Origin of the sequence: Pseudomonas sp. 91RF (assembly GCF_003576265.1) — a bacterium.
Lineage (GTDB): Bacteria > Pseudomonadota > Gammaproteobacteria > Pseudomonadales > Pseudomonadaceae > Aquipseudomonas > Aquipseudomonas kribbensis.
On record NZ_QWFC01000015.1, the window covers coordinates 167990 to 188318 of the forward strand.

General features: G+C 60.2%; 14 protein-coding genes. 7 read left to right on the top strand and 7 right to left on the bottom strand.

Annotation, left to right across the window (positions count from 1 at the left end):
• Positions 1-121 precede the first annotated feature (121 nt).
• Positions 122-4690: a hypothetical protein gene (locus DXT77_RS05215; RefSeq protein WP_119426854.1), complete on the top strand. Its 4569-nt coding sequence runs from the start codon at positions 122-124 to the stop codon at positions 4688-4690.
• A gap of 43 nt (positions 4691-4733) precedes the next feature.
• Here the strand turns inward: DXT77_RS05215 and DXT77_RS05220 are convergent, their stop codons facing one another.
• Complete coding sequence (locus tag DXT77_RS05220) at positions 4734-6284, bottom strand: PLP-dependent aminotransferase family protein (RefSeq protein WP_119426855.1); 1551 nt, start codon at positions 6282-6284, stop codon at positions 4734-4736.
• Between the two features lie 92 nt (positions 6285-6376).
• Between DXT77_RS05220 and DXT77_RS05225 the strand changes: the two genes are divergently transcribed.
• The 3 genes from DXT77_RS05225 to DXT77_RS05235 are packed head-to-tail and all read left to right on the top strand — an operon-like array spanning position 6377 to position 8141.
• Positions 6377-7000, top strand: coding sequence for an FMN-binding negative transcriptional regulator (locus DXT77_RS05225; protein WP_119426856.1), 624 nt, complete (start codon positions 6377-6379; stop codon positions 6998-7000).
• A 10-nt stretch (positions 7001-7010) separates the two neighbouring features.
• Positions 7011-7457: a GNAT family N-acetyltransferase gene (locus tag DXT77_RS05230; protein ID WP_119426857.1), complete on the top strand. Its 447-nt coding sequence runs from the start codon at positions 7011-7013 to the stop codon at positions 7455-7457.
• 12 nt (positions 7458-7469) lie between these two features.
• Positions 7470-8141, top strand: coding sequence for a GNAT family N-acetyltransferase (locus tag DXT77_RS05235; protein WP_119426858.1), 672 nt, complete (start codon positions 7470-7472; stop codon positions 8139-8141).
• A gap of 30 nt (positions 8142-8171) precedes the next feature.
• Here the strand turns inward: DXT77_RS05235 and DXT77_RS05240 are convergent, their stop codons facing one another.
• Both DXT77_RS05240 and DXT77_RS05245 read right to left on the bottom strand, forming a co-directional pair.
• Entirely contained in the window at positions 8172-8450 is a 279-nt protein-coding gene (locus tag DXT77_RS05240) for a helix-turn-helix domain-containing protein (RefSeq protein WP_119426859.1), read from the bottom strand.
• Positions 8447-9799 (bottom strand): HipA domain-containing protein, encoded by a 1353-nt coding sequence (locus DXT77_RS05245; RefSeq protein ID WP_119426913.1) that lies wholly within the window; start codon positions 9797-9799, stop codon positions 8447-8449. Before DXT77_RS05245 ends, DXT77_RS05240 begins: the two co-directional genes overlap by 4 nt.
• A 241-nt stretch (positions 9800-10040) precedes the next feature.
• Here DXT77_RS05245 and DXT77_RS05250 point away from each other — a divergent pair, with 241 nt between their 5' ends.
• Both DXT77_RS05250 and DXT77_RS05255 read left to right on the top strand, forming a co-directional pair.
• Positions 10041-12998, top strand: a complete 2958-nt coding sequence (locus DXT77_RS05250) for an autotransporter domain-containing protein (protein WP_119426860.1) — start codon at positions 10041-10043, stop codon at positions 12996-12998.
• Between the two features lie 529 nt (positions 12999-13527).
• The gene (locus tag DXT77_RS05255; protein WP_372238667.1) at positions 13528-14655 is read left to right on the top strand and encodes an autotransporter domain-containing protein; all 1128 of its coding nucleotides are present in this window, start codon (positions 13528-13530) and stop codon (positions 14653-14655) included.
• A gap of 108 nt (positions 14656-14763) precedes the next feature.
• Here the strand turns inward: DXT77_RS05255 and oadA are convergent, their stop codons facing one another.
• Together oadA and DXT77_RS05265 are read right to left on the bottom strand one after the other, a co-directional pair.
• Positions 14764-16572 carry a sodium-extruding oxaloacetate decarboxylase subunit alpha gene (gene oadA, locus DXT77_RS05260; RefSeq protein ID WP_096817122.1) on the bottom strand — a complete coding sequence of 603 codons (1809 nt, stop codon included), beginning with the start codon at positions 16570-16572 and terminating at the stop codon, positions 14764-14766.
• A gap of 11 nt (positions 16573-16583) precedes the next feature.
• Positions 16584-17999 (bottom strand): acetyl-CoA carboxylase biotin carboxylase subunit, encoded by a 1416-nt coding sequence (locus DXT77_RS05265; protein WP_085708794.1) that lies wholly within the window; start codon positions 17997-17999, stop codon positions 16584-16586.
• Positions 18000-18190: 191 nt separating this feature from the next.
• Between DXT77_RS05265 and DXT77_RS05270 the strand changes: the two genes are divergently transcribed.
• Positions 18191-19153 carry a LysR family transcriptional regulator gene (locus DXT77_RS05270; RefSeq protein ID WP_119426862.1) on the top strand — a complete coding sequence of 321 codons (963 nt, stop codon included), beginning with the start codon at positions 18191-18193 and terminating at the stop codon, positions 19151-19153.
• On the opposite strand, the gene DXT77_RS05275 is transcribed toward DXT77_RS05270, so the two are convergent.
• Both DXT77_RS05275 and hexR read right to left on the bottom strand, forming a co-directional pair.
• A complete protein-coding gene (locus DXT77_RS05275; protein WP_085708792.1) occupies positions 19095-19307 on the bottom strand; it encodes a PA3496 family putative envelope integrity protein in 213 nt (70 codons plus the stop codon). The two genes, DXT77_RS05270 and DXT77_RS05275, sit on opposite strands and share 59 nt — an antisense overlap.
• A 108-nt stretch (positions 19308-19415) precedes the next feature.
• Complete coding sequence (gene hexR / locus DXT77_RS05280) at positions 19416-20282, bottom strand: transcriptional regulator HexR (protein ID WP_007954250.1); 867 nt, start codon at positions 20280-20282, stop codon at positions 19416-19418.
• Positions 20283-20329 lie beyond the last annotated feature (47 nt).

The window sequence follows — 20329 nt, forward strand, 5'->3', positions numbered from 1 at the left end:
CGCGGGTCTTTCTCTGACGGCCATATTTATCTACCGCACAACCGCTGTCGCTGCCCGCTAACGTCTCCCCCCGACTCATCGCTGTGCCCTCCACGGCGTTCCTCACAGTCAGGAGACTACGATGCCCGAAATCCCTCACCAGAAAGAACTGGATCTACTGACCGAACTGGTCACCGGCCCTTCGGTCAATGAAGTCGCCGCTCATTTTCTCAGGCCCGAACTCGATGCACTGTATCCGCAGCTGAAGATCGATCCGATGCTGGCCATGGTGGTTACGCCGACCTGGCTCATCACCGAAGATCGCGTCGTTCCTGGAAACAACCTGTATGAGTCTCTCACCCGCGTACTGGTGAAACTCGCCTATGCAGAATCCGTCGTGAACTACATCGACGGTGAACACTTTCTGACGCTGCATCCGGGCGACGAGTCCAGGCCTCATCTGGCAGTAAAAATCGATGCGATCGGTCGACTGCTCAATTCGCTCGCCCCGCTGCTTTTCAATGCCTGGCAGCAGCAACAGCTGGATTACTGGAACCAGGAAACAACCCCTTCAACGCCACGCTGGCATCAGCTCTCGCGGTCTTTGCAGGCGATCTGGAACCTTGATCCGGCGCTCGACTGGAGCGAAGACGAAAAAGCCATCGCACGGGCGGTGTTCGACCAACCCGACCGGGTAACACGGCGCGCCAAGGACAAGTACCTGAGCAGAGCCTGCCTGATCGATTGCGACAGTGTCATTGACGGAGCGAGCAGGCACGCGTGGATTCTGGACGTCGCCGTCCTTGTTGGAACCCTGGGCGACCGTACTTTTGTAATCACCCATTCCATTGTCGAGGGATTCAGACGTTACGACTCCATCGAAGCACTAGGTGGACGTCTGCCAACCCGACACGACCTGCAGTGGCGACTGTATGAACCTGATGGCAACTTTTTCCACCATCAGGCCTGCGCGCTGATCGGGTTGGAAACCGAAGCTATCGGTGAGTTGAATATGACCGATGACGCTGCCGCTGTTTTGCCTCCTGGTCGTGCTTCCCCCGGAAACCCGACCATCAGGGAACGGCCTTCGCCTCTATTCGACAACCTTCAGAATCAGATCCCGGACTGGCTGGAAAATGCATCGAGCGCGGACCTTACCCGCTATAGCAGGCATTTGATGGACCTCGCCAATTTACGCGAGCAGGACGCCGGCAAATCCTTCCTCGACGATATTCCGACGCTGCAGGCGTTTACCCTGCAAAAACTGCGCGAGCAGATGATCAAGGATCAGCCGGGGGCATCGGCTCTGAAACTCGAGAATGTCGAAATCCGCGTCACCAGCCTGATCGTGCTCGGAACGTTCATCGTGCCCGGCCAGACACAGACCCTCAACCTGTCGCTGGTGGAGCTTGCACTGCAAAATCTGATAGCCCTTCCTGTGGGTAACAAGACGGTGCAATACAAAAACGGTGACGCCACGCCAGAATGGATGACACCTGCCTATCTGGAAACGCTCGTTGCCCGGATCGACGTGGGCGCAACTTATCCCGCACTGATCAGGCAAAAACTGCTTTCCGATCCGCAGGAAACCTTGCGTCGGCAGAACCTATTTGGTCGCCATCTGCAGATTCAGCTGCCGTTGCAGGCTCTGCAATTCAAGATCCGGGGTCAGGCCGGCATTGATGAGCGCGGCTACCAGTACGTGCTTGCGGTGATGCAGGAAAACCCGGCGGACCGCTGCGTGGACGGGCAGGAAATCATCATCCGCCCGCTGGCATTCACTCATGGAAACACTCCTGAAAACACCGCAGACAGCGTCGCCAACATGTTTGTGATCGGTCCGCGACTCGCGACCAAAGGACCTTGTCTGCTTTACCGGCCACTGCTCGACCCTCCGTTATTGCAGTACCCGGGTGAGGCGAATCTGCTGTATGCGATCAAACGCGACAAGCCGCTTCGCCAATCGGTCCTGGCCTGGTTACCGGATGATGTTCGTTTCAATTACTCGCAATACGTGTTCCCCGGTGAACTGCCTTCAGTCTGGACAATCGGACAATGGCTGGTCGAGCCCGGCTCGCTGCTGGGGAAAATGGCCAGCGTGACGTTCAGTACAAAGTTGCTGGAAGGCGAAATCTTCGCTTATCTATTCAAGGCGAATGCCGATGCGATGATCACTCTGGCCGACCGCCAGTCGGTCTCCAACGCCGAAGCCCGCTGGGAAACACTGAAGCAAGGCGCCTGGAAGCTGTTCAATGGCGCACTGCCCTTTCTGGGTCGCACTGTCGGCACGGCTGCCTGGATCTGGCAAATCATGGACGACCTGCAGCAGGCCGTCGATGCAAAGGAAAACGATGACAGCCAGGGAGCCTGGGCAGCCTTCACGGATTTGTTGCTGAGCCTGGGCATGGTGCTCGCCCATCAGGCCGCTCGCCCCCGTTCGCCCACGCCGCAAACCGAAAAAAGCGAAGTCACGCGTCCCCTCCCCCAAGCCTCACCATCCCCCAAGGCGACAGTGACTCGCCTGCCTGATTGGCAATCCGGCCAGCCACCGGCGTCCCATGAGTCCTCGCTGCACGCACTCGGCGCATTGACACCCAAAAGTCTGGGGGCGCTACTCGATGCACTGAGTACTGAAAAACCGGCTGGCCTGAACACACCCTCGCGCGACAGCGGCCCTCATCAGCATCTTCATGAGCTCAATCGAAAATGGTACGCGCAGGTCGGTGAGCGATGGTTCGAAGTGATGCTGAACGATAACGAAGATGTACAGATCGTCGACTCACGCAAAATGCCGCTGGCAAAAGGTCCGCTGCTCATTCATTCCGCGAAAGGCGAATGGTTCATAGACACTCGACTTCGGTTGCGAGGCGGTGGCCGTCGCGCAGCCCTTCAGCGTGCCAACGAGCAACGCAGGGAGGCGTTGAAACAACAACTCAAGACCTTTGATGCCCGCAAGCTGGCCATGCAGACAGAACTGGAAGCGGCGGAAATATCGGCCACCGACACCGATCAACAAACCCTGACCGACCTCCTGGATTCACAAGTGAACGCTTATGGAACCTACATCGAGCAACTCAAGACCTACAATGCCCTCGAAGCCATTTCCAACTATCGCCCAGTCATCGTCAGCTGCCTGGATCGCCAGCTGTCACTGACTCAGAAGTGGTTCGTTCGCAGCAATCGCGAATACGGTGAACGTATGCGCCAGTCCCTTGCATTGCTGGACAAGGAACACCTGGAAGACGGACTGACACCCCGCCAGATCCACCAGCGCACCAGCGATCTGACACAGGGTTTCATCGACAGGATCGAATTTGCCAGGGCCCGAATCGACGAATTGACACGACTCGGCAAGGAAGCCAGCGAAGTGGCTCGCGAATACAACAATCAGTTACCGAGATACAAACTGCAAGACCTGAAAATGTTCCAGGTCAGCATGGCTCAGGAGCTGTGCCTGAGCGACGATAGCGCCATCGACACGTCATCGGCGCGCAGGGTAATGCAATGGGTTGTCGAAGATGCGGCACTCACCATCCAGTCTTTTCTGGATCTGGCCGAAGAGAGCGAATCGCGCGCGTTGCCTGAACGGATCGATGCCTTGAGCGATCTGGTCGAGCAATTTGCAAACCTTGACCAACGCATCGCAGATCTTCCGGATGAATATCCTGTTGAATTGCTCAAGCCACCACTGGAGCTCATGCGCGCGCGAGTCGAGGCTTTCAACGAACCTGCCGTGAAGCAACTCGCGGCCCTGTTGCATGAGCGCAGGGCATTCGAGCCGACACCTGGTCCATACAGAGTCATTCCAACGCCCAGACGCATCATCAAGACACGCTTCAAAGGCACAGTCGTCGGCACTCGACGCCCTTCCACTGGCGGCAAACAGAATGATCTGTACGACGTGACCTCTCCTCTGACCGGCAAAGTGATCGCGACTTTTCACGAAAAGACACCCGGAAACTGGGTTGAGCACCTTACCCGACCGGTCCAGGTGCCGGGCCCCGAACGCCCCGGTCTCGACATCAGTGTCCAGAAGGGTCGATCGTTGATCGATCAACTCGAGCAGTTTCTTCGACGAACCGAAACACACGCCCTGCGGGATGGACGCATTCCGGTGGAAATCGAGGAGATGTTCAATCAGCAGGCTACCCGGATGCGCGAGGCAGCCGAGGCACTCGAAAACGCACTGACCGATCTGAACGCCACCGAGGGGGGACCTGATTCAGCCGTCACCCTGACAAGGCAACTCAGCGAAGGAGCAGCGCAACTGATCAAAAAGGGACGCCTGACCCGCATCAGCATGATCAAGCGCCAACCACCGACGGCTGCCAGGATTGAATGGCTGCAGGGTGAGGGGCTGGTGAAAATCGTCAAGATACCGGGCCGCAAACCACTCAAGGGGAACAGGAAAGATTTTTTGGAAGAGTATGAAATTCGCGAGCGGGTCGAAAAGGCGGACAAGAAAGCCGAAAGTTCAGGCGCGGTGCTTTGGTACGCGCATTTTCATTACCCCAGATCCGACGCACCGGCCGGCAGCTTCACCGCCGCCCACCTGAAAACGGCCTCACAGCGCAGACTGGGGGGTGGATTCGATCTACGGAGCGCGACATCCAACAGTGAGCTGATTGCAATCTATCGCAGCGAAATCAGCCCACGTCTGGCCATGGCGTTGTTCTTGTCAGGGCCAGGCCCCTCTGCTTCCGCAAACTGATCAGATCAAATGGAGAGAGCCCGTTATGTAGCGATTCTCTGCATTAGCGCCAGACCTTTTCCAGACGCTCCAAAGCGGCTGTGATGCCGGCCTCGGGCACCGCTGCAAATCCCAGAACCAGTCCGGCTCGCTGGTCCAGGGGTTTGTCTGAGTCCCGCAGCCAGTAACGGCTCAGCGCATTGATCTCGACATCAACCCGGGCAGCACTTTCGACCAGCGCCTGCTCCCGAGCCAAAGAGTCCACAGCGACAGTCAAGTGAAGTCCTGCAGCGACGTTCGGCAAGCTGGCGATACCGGGAACCTCTCGAGGCCACCCCGCCAACAGGGTGTCACGCCGGCTCAGCGCCGCCCGGCGCATCCGCCGGATGTGTCGCTGGAAGTGTCCGGCTGCCATGAACTCGGCCATCACTGCCTGAGTGCTCACTTCGGAATGTCGGACATCCACCGCTCGCCGCTGCGCAAAAGCTTCAACCAGCCCCGGCGGCAAGACCAGATAGCCCAGACGCAGCGCCGGAAACGCGACTTTGCCAAAAGTGCCGACGTACAGCACGCGCCCCTGGCGATCGAGTGCCGCCAACGGTGCCAGTGGCGCGCCGGTATAGCGATATTCGCCATCGTAGTCGTCCTCGACGATCCAGCCGCCGGTGCGCTCGGCCCAGGCCAGCAATTCCAGACGGCGCGCCAGGCTCATCACCACTCCGGTCGGGTATTGATGAGATGGCGTGACATACGCCACCCGGCAATCTTCGGCGGCCGCCAGTGCAGCGCAGTCGATGCCCTCTTCGTCCACTGCTATGCCATGCAATCGACCACCAGCCAGCGCGAAGGCATGACCCGCTGCGCGATAGCCGGGATTCTCGATGCCTACCCCTGCGCCAGGCTCCACCAGCAACTGTGCACAAAGGCTGATTCCCTGTTGCGCGCCACTGGTGATCACAATTTGCTCAGCGGAGCACTGCATGCCGCGCGAACTGCGCAAATAGGCAGCTATCAGTCCGCGAAGCCGTGCATCGCCCGCCGGGTCGCCGTAACACAGTTGCTGCAAATCGGGCTTACGCCAGAACGCCGCGTTCAGCTTGGCCCAGACGTCAAACGGGAACAGGTCGAACGCCGGAACCCCCACCCTGAAAGCCCGTGGCGGACCACTCGGCGGCGTCGGCAAATGGTTCTGTTCAAGCCGCTGTATCGCACCGCTGTGGATAACTTTGCTGGATAAATCACCAGTAAAATCGACCTTTTTTGTGGATAAGGCTGTGGGTAAGCCTGTTGACAACCCTGTGGATACTTTTGTGGATAGTTTTTTCGTCGGTCTCGTCGATTGTGGCAACTGCGCCACATAAGTCCCGTCCCCGACCCGCCCTTCGATGAAGCCTTCGGCATACAGCTGATCGTAGGCACGCACCACACTGTTGCGGGAGATCGCCAGCGCTGCCGCCAGATCACGACTGGCCGGCAAGCGCGTTCCGCTGGCCAGGCGCCCGTCGAGCACCCGCAGGCGCAAGGCCTGATAGAGCTGACGGCTCAGGCCTTTGCGGCGGTCGAGTTCAATGCCGGCAGGGTTGAACGGCAGCGACAGCGTGGTCGAATCAGGCATGACAATGGACCTATGAAATTGGTCATCAATGGCTCTTACAACAGACCAATAGCCTGCCTAGGATGCAGGCATTCGCCAAGGAAAATCTCTCCATGTACACGCCACGCGCCTTTGCCATCGACGACCTGTCCCAACTGCACGAACTGATCCTCGCCACCCGCCTCGCCATTCTGGTGACTCACGGCGAACAGGGCTTGCAGGCCAGCCATGTGCCGGTGCTGCTGCATCGTGAGCAAGGTCCGAACGGTACGCTGTACGGGCATCTGGCCAAGGCCAATCCGCAATGGAAGGACCTGCGTGACGGTGCCGAGGCCATGCTGATCTTCCCGGGGCCCGACGCCTACGTCAGCCCGGGCTTTTACCCGAGCAAAGCCGAGCACGGCAAAGTCGTGCCGACCTGGAACTACGTCGCCGTGCATGCCTATGGTCACGCCGAAACCTTCAGCGATGGCGGTCGGCTGCTGGACATCGTCAGCACCCTCACCGATCGCCATGAAGCAGGCCGCGTCCAGCCCTGGTCCGTCGACGATGCCCCGGCCGATTACATCGACGGCATGCTCAAGGCCATTGTCGGATTCGCCATTCCGATCGACCGCCTGGAGGGCAAGCGCAAGCTCAGCCAGAACCGCAGCGCCGAAGATATCGCCGGCGTACGCGAAGGCCTGGCCGCCAGCCCCGACATCAACGATCAAACCCTCGCTCACTTGATGCGTTAAGGAAATCACCATGAGTCAGATCGACATCCGTCCGGTCAGCGCCGCCGATCACGCGGCCTGGCTGCCGCTGTGGCAGGCCTACCTGCGTTTCTACAACACCGAGCTGCCGGAGGCCGTCAGCCAAAGCACCTGGCAGCGTTTTCTCGACCCGGACGAACCGACCCACGCCGCCCTCGCCTGGGCCGACGGCAAAGCGGTGGGCATGGTGCACTTCATCTACCATCGTTCGAACTGGAGCATCGAGAACTCCTGCTACCTGCAAGACCTGCTGGTGGAGCCGCAAACCCGTGGCACCGGCGTCGGCCGCCTGCTGATCGAACACGTCTACGCCACCGCCAAGGCCGACGGTTGCTGCAAGGTGCACTGGCTGACCCACGAAACCAACGCCACCGCGATCCAGCTTTACGAACGCATCGCCGAGCGTCCGGGTTTCATCCAGTTTCGCAAAGCCATTTAAGGAGCCACGTGCATGACGATTTCTCTCGCTGACTGGAAAGGCGTGCCGCCGCCCTCCACCACCCTGATCGAAGGCCGCTTCATCCGTCTGGAAAAACTCGACCCGGCGCGCCACGGCGACGACCTGTTCAACGCCCTGCAGGGCCCCGGCGCCGACCCGAAACTCTGGGATTACTTGCCCTACGGCCCGTTCCCGGAGCGTAGCGCCTTCAATGACTGGCTGAACAACCACGCCGCCCACAGCGATCCGTATTTCTTCAGCGTCATCGACCGCACCAGCGGCCAGGTGCAAGGCATCCTCAGCCTGATGTCGATCGTCCCGGCCCAGGGCCGCATCGAAATCGGCCACGTCACCTTCGGCGCGCCGATGCAGCGCTCGCCGAAAAGCACCGAGGCCGTCTACCTGCTGGCCAAGGAATCCTTCGCTCTCGGCTACCGCCGCCTCGAATGGAAATGCAACAACGGCAACGCCCGCTCCAAATACGCGGCCGAACGGTTGGGCTTCAGCTTCGAAGGCGTGTTCCGCCAGCACATGGTTGTGAAAGGCCAGAACCGCGATACCGCGTGGTACTCGATTCTGGACTCGGAATGGCCGGCGATTGCGGCGGGGTTCGAGCGCTGGCTGAGCGATGAGAATCAGACGGCCGAGGGGCAGGTGAAGGGGTTGGTTGAGTGCCGCGCTTAACGCTCAATCGCAATCAGGTATGTTGCGGGTTCAGCTGTTATCGCGTCGAATCCGCACCACACCCATCTTCAGCCCGAACGGGCGAAACACGGCGTTCAGCGATTTAAGCGTCTGATTGCCCTCGCCGTGTTCGATGTGCACCAGCGTACGTACCGAAATCCTGCACATCTTCGCGAACTGGGTCTGATGCAACCCGGTTACCTCCATGCGCAAACGGCGAACGGCTTCACCAATTTCCACTGTTCCTTGAGCCAGTGCTTCTTGAATGCTTTCAATGAGCACTGTGCGCTCGGCAACGGTCATACTCATTTCAAATCCCACTCTTTCAAACGTTGCTCCAGTTTTTTCAGGTGGACGCCCGGATGATTCATTGTCCGGTCAGGCAAACCGCTGGCGCTCAATATGTCCGGCAACTCGGCCAGGCATTGCGCATCTTCACGCAAGCGCTCGAATGATTCAGGCGCGTCAGACATCGCTGCCAACGGGTCATCCGGATCGGAAATATCCGCCAATGCACGGCAAACACCCCGCCAATCGACATCACCCGCCCTCTCCAGCTCTTTTGGCCATTTGGTCGTGCGAGTTACCCCTTCGTCATCCATGACCATGGGGGCCAGATCATAAATGGGGGCCAAACGGTACGAGTCGGCATCACGAATGATTGCGGTGTTGCGACCGTGGTTATCCGAGTTACCAAGAATCTTGTTGATCAGGTCCCGACGCACATAGTCTGCGACAAGTGCCGGAATCTCGTCCGCCTGCCCCGCTTCGCGCCAAAGCCTGGCGAGCATGCGAATGACATCCATGTGATTCATCGCGCTCCCTGGCGTCGTCACCTCGGCCAGCGAGTAGATCGACTCCACGGCAAAACGCTCGACACCACGGCCAGTCACCTGGCGATCAAAACGCTGCATCCACAAGCTGGGCTTGTTCGCTTCCTCTAACGCCAGACCTTCCGCTGCGACAGTTTCGATACCCAGTGCCTGAAGTGCCTGGTAGTAATGGAATTCGCTGCGCAGTATGTCTTGATCGGTTTGACTGCCTTTATTCCGGGCGAATTTCACAAACCAGTGCTGACGGACGTTTTCATCGTCAAGCACAGCATCGGGGTACAGAAGTCCGGCACGATCCTCAGCCAGAAGAATCTTGGGAGCTTCACCTCCGGCCCCGGTCGCACCACCGATCGCAGCCCCCATTTCATAGGCATATTCAAGAAACCGGTGGTCACGGCTGACGACATCCTGGCGTTGAAACCCGATGGGGTTGCGCTCGTCGACAGCCTCGGCTGATTCCTTTATCCGCATGTTGCCGATCGGAGCCGGAGTGCAGCGACCGAGCAGATAAAGATCGGCACTGATGTCTGCTGGTTTGTCTTGCCCCATACGTGCGAGGAGAAACCTCCTGGCGGCGCCTGCCGGTGCAATGTCGTGCACGAATGCAGGCGTAATGGATCGCCGACCTTCCCAATCCAGGGGATACAACGCACTCACGGCTTTGGAAAATGGAGAGCCAATGGACTCAATGTTTTCGACCAGATACGCCGACTCGTAGCCAAAGCTGCAACGGCTATCGAAGCCTTTCTCGGGCGAGTCGAAACTCAGCACCATCGCGTCGTGCCATTTGCCGGAGTCGAATATCTGCAATGTCAGGTTGTGCATGCGGCTCTCACCTGCAATTAAATGCATCTCTGCGATCATTTAGTGAACCATATGTGCAATATAGTGCATTTCAGAAGATCAAGATGATCCTTTATCTGCAATAAAGTGCAGATATGGCAATAAAACTTCGAGATGGATGCAAAACAATGCAGATGTAGCCGAGTTCATCACGGACATCATTCTGTAAACCCCCTCCGCTATACAGAACGCCCTCGCTAATAACTAAAAGGACGTTCCCCCCATGCCGCTCCCGCCTCAGCGCCTGTCGCTCGCCACCGCCCTGTTGATCGCCACCAGCGCCGCCCACGGCAAGAATGTCGTCATCGACACCGCCACCACCGCGTCGCAGACATTGGGCGGCAACGACACCCTGACGATTTCGGCGCCGGGCAGTATCACCAACAGCGGCAAGGCCGTAAGCCTCAAGGATGGCACCAGCGGTGTCGGCGTGATCATCGACAATGCCGGCAAGATCATTTCCACCGGCGGCCGGGCCATCGACAGCAGCGGCGACCTGACCCAGGCACGCAATTACGCGATCTACAACCGCAGCGGCGGGCAGATTCTCGGCTCCAACGATGCAATTCGCATCGACAGCAACTTCGTCAGTGGCAGCCTGTTGATCGACAACAGCGGCACCATTCGCTCGACCACAGGCCAAGGGCTGGATCTGGATGCGCTACGCAGCAACGGGGTCAAAACCACCGTCATCAACCGCGCTGGCGGACTGATTCGCGGCGACGCCAGCGACGGCATGAAGACCGGCGCCAATGCGACCATCAGCAACTACGGCGAAATTTCCACCGGTGATTCGCACAACGCCGACGAGAAGTTCGACGGCATCGATATCGACACCGCGACCGGCGTCAGCGTGACCAACTACGGCGTGATTTCCGGTGGACGCCACGGCATCACCACCGACCTCGGGGCGACGCTGGTCAACTACGGGCAGATCACCGGCCGCAACGGCTCCGGTTTCGGCTCCGATGGCGACGGCACGGTGATCAACCACGGCACCATCACTGGCGCGTATTCAGGTTTGCAACCCAACGGCGACGGTGACGGCGTGGACATCGACAAGATCGCCCACATCGAAAACTACGGCACCATTCAGGGCGTGGGCGCGGGCGGCGTGGACAAGGGCGGTTTCGCCAACGGCAGTGAAGGCATCGCCCTGGGCGGCGGTTACATCCTCAACGCCAAAGGTGCCCTGATCAGCGGCGCCAACAGCGCGATTCTGGTGGACGACGGCAGCGGCGGTTCGGGGCTCGCGGCCACCACGCTGGAGAACTACGGCACCATTCAAGGGCTCGACGGTTTTGGCGTTAAGTTCGTCGGTGAATTCGCCGACAACGTCATCAACGGCGGCACCATCAGCGGCAGCAACGGCCTGGCGCTGGATCTGGGCGGCGGCAACGATAGCCTGACCCTGCGCAGCGGCAGCCGGTTTATCGGTGTGGTCGATGGCGGCACTGGTTATGACCGCGTGGTGATGGATGACGCGGCGGGCGGCAGCTTCGGTAACAGCCGCAATTTCGAATGGCTGGAAGTCAGGCAAGGCGCCTGGACATTCACCGGCAGCGGCGACTTCAGCGACGGTGGTGCCGTGCGCAACGGCGCCACGCTGGTCAACCAGGGCGGCATCGCCGGCAACCTGACCGTGGACGCCGGCGGCGTGTATGCCGGCGGTGGTTCGGTGGGCAACCTCAACGTGAATGGTACGTTGCGCACTGACACCCGGCTCGGCACCGCGACCATCGTGCACGACTTGAACATGGGCAGCGCATCCACCCTCGCCTACGGCGTCAACGCCGATGGCAGCAGCGCACCCGTGCAGGTCGGCGGCACGGCCAACCTCAATGGCGCGACGCTGGCGGTCAATCCCGGCAGCGGCGTGTATCCGTGGCAGAGCCATTACACGGTACTGCAAGCAGCGCGGGTCAACGGCACGTTCGGCGCGGTCACCAGCGACTACGCCTTTCTCACCCCGACCCTGGCTTACACACCGACTCAGGTCGACCTGACCTACACCCGCAATGACGTGGCGTTCAATGAATTCGCCACCACCGGCAACGGCAGCAACGCTGCCAACAGCCTGGCCTCGATGGGCAAGAACAACGCGCTGTACAACGCCTTGCTCAACACCACTCAAAGCAGTGCAGGCGCAGCCATCGAGCAACTGGCCGGCGCCAGCAACGCCAACCTGACCAGCGCCACCCTCGGCGCCAGCAGCCAGGTCGGCAGCAGCATGCTCTCGGCGATGCAGCAGATGGGCGGCAGCCCCGGCCTGATGGTCGGCCTCGATCAGCGCGACACACCGATCCTCGCCGCCAACGGCGTATCGTCCGAAGCGCGAAACCTGAATGATCCGAATGCTGAGGTCCGGCTCTGGCTGCAGGCCATCGGCGGCTACGGCAAGCTCGATGGCGAACACGGCAACAGCAGTCTGGAACAGCGCACCAAGGGCAGCGTGCTCGGTGCCGACTGGGCGCTGAATCCACAATGGCGACTGGGCGTGCTTGGCGGTTATTCGAAGACCGATCTGGACGCCACCGGTGTCGATGGCAATGTCGAGAGCTGGCATGCCGGGGTCTACGCTCAGCATCAGAATGGCCCGATCGCCCTGCGCCTGGGTGCGGCTTACAGCGGTCATCAAGGCGAGAGCAAACGCACGGTCGCGTTCAACGGTTTCAGCGATCGGCCCAAAGGCGATTACGACGCCAACAGCCAGCAGGCCTTCGCCGAACTCGGTTACGCCATGGGCAGCGGCCGGTTAAGCGCCGAACCTTACGCCAGCCTCGGCTACCAGCGCTATCACCGCGACAGCTATCAGGAAAAGGGCGGCGCGGCGGCGTTGCAGGTCGACAGCCAGACCCAGGACAACTTCAGCAGCACCGTCGGTCTGCGCCTGGCGCACCTGAACGCGCTGGAAAACGGCATGAGCCTGACCCCGCGCATGGCAGCAGGCTGGAAACACACCTACGGCGATGTCAGCAGCTCCACCCGTCAGGCATTTGTCGTCGGCGGCACCGCGTTCAGCGTCGATGGCAGCTCGCTGGATCGTGACAGCCTGGTGCTGGAAGCCGGCCTGGATCTGGGTGTTTCGGCGCGGCATACGCTGGGACTCGGATACAGCGGAGAGATTGGCAACAACAGTCGCAATCACGGGCTGATCGGGCAGTGGCAGATGAGTTTCTGAGGCCTCGCCAATCGATATTTCAGCGGGTGTGGTAGGCAAAGGCGTCCGGTGGATCGGGTAAACGAGCGCGGACTCATCACTCGCTACCGACCGGGCTACAAAAGCAGACGTCATCGCCTGCATCCTGATCGGAATCACCCGGCATCGGCACACCCGCCTCGACTTTTACAGTTCGGTCTCATCCTTCGAGAGGTCGAACTGCATGCCCATTCAATGCAAATACAAGCTCAAGCATCTTGTTCTGGCGGTTGCACTGGCTATCGGTTGCGTAGAGTTTTCGCTGGCGGAGCAGTCGGAGCCTGACGCGCCCGTCGTAAAAGAAGTGAAACCCAGGAGCCCGCGCAAACCTCCTAAGGAGAAACCTGCTCCGCTGAATCTCGCTGAAGAAACAGCGCGTGAGGAAAGGATCTCTCCGCCACCAGGAACAATCCCCGTCAGTACTGAGATTCCGGCAGTACCCGCTCCCACATCCAACAAAGTCGCCACGACCGAGAGCGGCAGCGCGCTCGAAGAAAGCATCGAAAAACCAATGTCCTTACCGGAACCGGTTCTGGCCGAAACGCCCGCAGCCCAACTAGCCCAGGTGGTTGACCAGCCACCGTCAACGGATTCCCCTCCATCCGCCGGCAATGCAGCCATCGAAGCCCTGCTCGCTGCCGACCAAACCACTGCCGCCCTCGCCTACGATCAACTGGCAGGCGGCAGCAATGCCAATCTCGTCAAGGCAACCTTGAGCAGTGTCACACCGGTCAGCGCCAGCCTGCTGTCGGCCATGCATCAACTCGATGACATCCATGATGCTCAGGGAAACACTCCACGTCACGCGGCCGGAAACGCAGACAGCGGCAGGGTCTGGCTGCAAGCCCTCGGCCATGGCGGCAAACTGGATCGCGATGTGGAACCCATGCAGCACTCCACCAAAGGATTGCTGCTGGGTACGGACTGGCGCGTTACTGAGGAATGGCGTGTGGGCTTGATGGGCGGCACCTCCGACACGCGCATGGACAGCAAGGAACTGGACGGCGATCTCGACAGCTGGCACCTCGGCGCTTACGCCTTGCGCCAGACGGGCCCGCTGTCACTTCGGCTCGGCGCAACCTGGAGCAGTCATGACGGCAGCACCCGTCGCGAAGTCGCGTTCGGTCGCTTCCATGACCGGCTCAAGGGCAGCTACCACGCCAACACCCGGCAAGTGTTCATCGAGTCGGGGTACAACCTTGGTCGGGCCAACGTCAGCATCGAGCCGTTTGCCGGCCTCGGCTACCAACACTACCAGCGTGACGGCTACACCGAGAAAGGTGGGGCTGCGGCGCTCAAAGTTCATGCTCAATCCCAGGGCAACCTCAATACCACCCTGGGCCTGCGCATGGCGAAAGTCAGCACGCTGGATAACGGGATGCGCCTCACGCCACGATTCAGCGTGGGGTGGAAACACGTTTACGGCGAAACCTACACCAGCACCCGCCAACGGCTGGCCAAGGGCGGTCATGACTACACCGTTTACGGCGCCGAACTGGATCGCAACAGCCTGAAACTCGACACCGGGCTGGATCTTGCGGTCACGAACAGCCACACATTGGGTTTCGGTCTGTCCGGAGAGATCGGTACCGACAGCCGTAGCCATGGCGTATCGGGCCAGTGGCGAATGGCGTTCTGATGTCCTGAACGCCGCTCCTGCGGGGCGGCGTTCATCTGAAAACTGCGAGCAAAAAAAGGGGAGCACATGCCCCCCCGAGGTTTAAAGCGTTGTATCGAGGCCGTTATCTCAGCCTTCGATCTCGATCAGGATTTCACCCGGGTTCACCCGGTCGCCCTTGGCAACATGAATGGCAGTGACCTTGCCGGCAATCGCGGCCTGGACTTCGGTTTCCATCTTCATCGCTTCGGTGATCAGCACAGCCTGGCCCGCCTTGACGGTGTCGCCTTCCTTGACCAGCACATCGACGATGTTGCCCGGCATGGTGGTGCTGACGTGACCTGGTGCCGAAGCTTGCTTGCGCTTGCTGCTGCCGCCACCGACGAATTCGTTGAGCGGTTCGAACACCACTTCTTCCGGCATGCCGTCGATGGACAGGTAGAAGTGACGCTTGCCTTCAGCCTTGACGCCGACACCGGTGATGTCCACGCGGTAGGTTTCGCCGTGAACGTCGATGACAAATTCGGTCGGCACGCCTTCGCCACCGGCCGAAGCCACCTTGCCCGCTTCCGGGATCGGCAGCAGCACTTCCGGGGTGAGAGTGCCGGCAGCACGCTCTTCGAGGAACTTGCGGCCGATATCCGGGAACATGGCGAAGGTCAGCACGTCTTCTTCGGACTTGGCCAAGGCGCCGATGTCGGCACGCAGCTTGGTCATTTCCGGCTTGAGCAGATCGGCCGGGCGTACATCGATCACTTCCTCGCTACCGATGGCCTGGCGACGCAGCTTCTCGTTCACGGTGCCCGGCGCCTTGCCGTAGCCGCCTTGCAGGTAGAGCTTCACCTCGTTGGTGATGGTCTTGTAACGCTCGCCGGCCAGCACGTTGAAGAACGCCTGAGTACCGACGATCTGCGAAGTCGGGGTCACCAGCGGCGGGAAGCCGAGGTCTTCACGTACGCGTGGGATCTCCGCCAGCACTTCATTCATGCGGTTGAGCGCGCCCTGCTCTTTCAACTGGTTGGCCAGGTTGGAAATCATCCCGCCCGGTACCTGGTTGACTTGAACGCGGGTGTCGACAGCGGTGAATTCGCTTTCGAACTGGTGGTACTTCTTGCGTACGGCGTAGAAGTACAGACCGATTTCCTGCAGCAGCTCCAGGTTCAGACCGGTGTCGAACTCGCTGCCCTTGAGAGCGGCGACCATCGACTCGGTGCCCGGGTGGCTGGTGCCCCAGGCGAAGCTGGAGATGGCGGTATCGATGTGGTCGGCACCGTTTTCGATGGCCTTCAACTGGCACATCGCGGCCAGACCGGCGGTGTCGTGGGAGTGGATGAACACCGGCAGCGATTGCTCGGCCTTGAGGGCCTTGACCAGCTCACCGGTGGCGTACGGGGTCAGCAGGCCGGCCATGTCCTTGATCGCCACCGAGTCGCAACCCATGGCCTCCATCTGCTTGGCCTGGGCCACGAATGCGTCGATGGTATGCACCGGACTGGTGGTGTAGGCGATGGTGCCCTGAGCGTGCTTGCCGGCAGCTTTCACCGCTTCAATGGCCACGCGCAGGTTACGCACGTCATTCATCGCGTCGAAGATGCGGAACACGTCGATGCCGTTGACCGCAGCCTTGGCGACGAACGCCTTGACCACGTCATCGCTGTAATGACGGTAGCCCAGCAGGTTCTGCCCGCGCAGGAGCATTTGCAGACGGGTGTTGGGCAGCGCGGCGCGCAATTGGCGCAGGCGCTCCCACGGGTCTTCTTTCAGGAAGCGTACGCAGGCGTCGAACGTCGCACCGCCCCAGACTTCCAGCGACCAGTAGCCGACCTTGTCCAGCTTGTCGCAGATCGGCAGCATGTCTTCGGTGCGCATGCGGGTGGCGAGCAGCGATTGGTGGGCGTCGCGCAGGATGGTGTCGGTTACGAAAATCTTTTTAGTCATTGTTCTATTCCTCACAGGCCTGCGTGGGCGGCAATGGCGGCGGCGATGGCCAGGGCCAGCTCTTCGGGTTTGCGCTTGATCGAGTAGTTGGTCAGTTCAGGGTGGCTTTCAACGAAGCTGGTATTGAACTGGCCGCTACGGAATTCCGGGTTGCGCAGGATTTCCTGGTAATACGCGGCGGTGGTCTTCACACCTTGCAGACGCATGTCGTCGAGGGCGCGCAGGCCACGGTCCATCGCCTCTTCCCAGGTCAATGCCCACACAACCAGTTTCAGGCACATCGAGTCGTAGAACGGCGGAATGGTGTAGCCGGTGTAGATCGCCGTGTCGGTCCGCACGCCCGGGCCGCCGGGGGCGTAGTAACGGGTGATCTTGCCGAAGCTCGGCAGGAAGTTGTTTTTCGGGTCTTCGGCGTTGATCCGGAACTGCAACGCAAAACCGCGATGCTGGATGTCTTCCTGTTTCACCGACAACGGCAGGCCAGAGGCGATGCGGATCTGTTCACGGACGATGTCGATCCCGGTGATTTCTTCGGTGATGGTGTGTTCCACCTGCACCCGGGTGTTCATCTCCATGAAGTACACCTCGCCCTCGGCGAGCAGGAACTCCACGGTGCCGGCATTCTCGTAGCCCACAGCCTTGGCCGCGCGCACCGACAGATCGCCGATGTAGGCGCGCTGTTCCGGGGTCAGCTGCGGGCTCGGGGCGATTTCGATCAGCTTCTGGTTGCGGCGCTGGATCGAGCAGTCACGCTCGAACAGGTGCACCACATTGCCGAAGCTGTCGCCGAGGATCTGCGCTTCGATGTGCTTCGGATTGACGATGCATTTTTCCAGGAACACTTCCGCCGAACCGAAGGCCTTGGTGGCTTCGGAAATGACCCGAGGGAAATTCTGTTCGAGTTCTTCGCGGCTGTTGCAGCGACGGATACCGCGACCGCCACCACCGGAGGTGGCCTTGAGCATCACCGGGTAACCGATGCGGTCGCCCTCGCTCAACGCTTCTTCAATGCCCGAGACATTGCCTTCAGTGCCCGGCGTGACCGGCACACCGGCCTTGATCATGCTGCGGCGCGCTTCGGTCTTGTCGCCCATGCGGCGGATGACTTCCGCCGACGGGCCGATGAATTTGATCCCGCGTTCGGCGCAGATCTCTGCCAGTTCGGCGTTTTCCGAAAGGAAACCGTAGCCAGGGTGCAATGCATCGCAACCGGTTTCCACCGCCAGGTTCACCAGCTTGCGCGGGTTCAGGTAACCGGCCAGCGGCTCGGCACCAATGCTGTGGGCCTCGTCCGCACGCTTCACATGCAAGGCATGGCGGTCGGCGTCGGAAAAAATCGCAACCGAGCGAATGCCCATCTCGGCGCACGCACGCACGATTCGTACGGCAATCTCACCACGGTTGGCGATCAGGATCTTTGTTATCACTTGGAGGTTCCCTTGAGCCGGTGGTACCCACGACCTGCTAGACCCAGGTCGACGCGTGACCAAATGTTTCAATCTGGTCGCGGCTTCACACTAGCGCTCACAAGGGATTAACAAAAATGAATAAAAATTGGGTCAGGTATAAGTAAAGACTTATAGTCATTGCACCAGCCAGCGGCCAGAGTCGGTAGAAAATGCGTAAGTCCTTGATGCGTATGACATTGCGTCAATTGCAGATCTTCAACGAAGTGTGTGATTTACGCTCCTACAGCCGCGCAGCCGAGGAAATGTCTCTCACACAACCGGCCGTCAGCCTACAGATTCGTCAGCTTGAAGAGCTGATCGGGCAGCCGCTGTTCGATTACGTCGGCAAAAAACTCTACATGACCGAGGCGGCCGAAGCACTCCAGCGTGCCAGCCGCGACATCTTCGGCCGTCTGGAAAACCTCGACATGCAGCTGTCAGACATGCAGGGATCCTTGCAGGGCCAATTGAAACTGGCGGTGGAATCCAGCGCCAAATACTTCGTGCCGCACTTGTTTGCAGCCTTCAAGCGCCAGCATCCGGAGGTGAACCTGCAATTGACGGTGGTCAACCGCGGCCAGGTCATCCGCCGCCTCTCCGACAACCGCGACGATCTGGTGATCATGTCGATGGTGCCGCAGGACATGGGCCTGGAGTTCCTCCCCTTCCTCAACAATCCGATCGTGGCAACCGCCCGACCGGACCATCCGCTGGCACACATGGGACCGCTGCGCCTGCAGGATCTTGAGCCTTACACCTTGCTGATTCGCGAACCCGGTTCGGGAACGCGGCTGGCCTGCGAGGAATACTTCAAGGAAAAACGCGTGCACTTCACCCAGACCCAGGAAGTGGCGTCGGCTGAAGCTCAGCGCGAGTGCGTTTTGGCGGGTCTGGGCGTAGCAATGTTGACGCGCCACGCCCTGAACCTGGAGCTGGCGACCGGCGGCCTGGTGGAGCTACCGGTCGAAGAGTTGCCGCTGTTTCGCAGCTGGTGCCTGGTGCAGGCCAAGGCCAAGCGCCTGTCACCGGTGGCGCACGCCTTCCTGGCGTTTATCCGCAGCGAACGGGTGCAGATCAGCGCGCTGGTTGAGCGCTTCGACGGGAAGCTGCGGGAGCTGCCTGCCAGTAGTTGAGTTCGATGTCCTCGGGAAAATCGCTGATTTCGGTCTGAAGCTGACGAAGTTCGAAGCGATCTTCGATGGCGCGGCGGAATTCCATGCGGCGCTGGTCTTCCTGCTGACGACGGGTTTTCGCGGCGCTGTTGCGTTCTTCGTAAGGCTGAGCCATTTCGAGTCTCCCAAGGCGAGTACGGGAGTTTCACGATAGGCGCGGGCGATGACGGTTTGGCTTCGACGGGGTTACAGGCAGATGAAGATTGCCTTCACCCCATGACTTTCAGTCGTCCAGCGCTTTCACCGATTTTGGCGACAACCGCAAGCTGCGCAGGCTGCGCTTGACGCTCTTGAGGTGGTTGACCAGGCTCGGCCCGCGCGCCATGGCCACGCCCATGGCCAGCACGTCGATCACCACCAGGTGGGCGATACGCGAGGTCAGCGGCGTGTAGATTTCGGTGTCTTCGTGTACATCGATCGCCAGGTTGACGGTCGACAGTTCGGCCAGCGGCGTCTGGCTCGGGCACAAGGTGATCAGCGACGCACCGCTCTCGCGAACGAGGTTGGCGGTGATCAGCAAGTCCTTGGAACGGCCGGACTGGGAAATGCAGATCGCCACGTCGGTCGGCTTCAGGGTCACCGCCGACATCGCCTGCATGTGCGGATCGGAATAGGCCGCCGCCGTCAGCAGCAGACGGAAGAACTTGTGCTGCGCATCCGCCGCCACCGCGCCCGACGCACCAAAACCGTAGAACTCGACACGCTGGGCCTGGGACATCAACGTCACCGCACGCTGCAACTCCAGCGGATCGAGCTTCTCGCGAACCTCCATCAGCGTGTGCAACGTGGTGTCGAAAATCTTCAGGCTGTAGTCAGCGACGGAATCGTCTTCATGGATTGCGAACTGACCAAAACTGGCGCCGGCCGCGAGGCTTTGCGCGAGCTTGAGCTTGAGATCCTGAAAACCGGAACAGCCGATGGCACGGCAGAAGCGCACGATGGTCGGCTCGCTGATGCCGACGCTGTGGGCCAGATCGGCCATGGAACTGTGCATCACTGCCGCAGGGTCAAGCAGCACGTGGTCGGCGACCTTGAGCTCCGACTTGCGTAACAGGTGACGTGACTGGGCGATGTGTTGCAGCAGATTCAAGGGGCTGGACTCTTGTTATGGAAAGATGTGCTTTGGCCAGAAGCCGG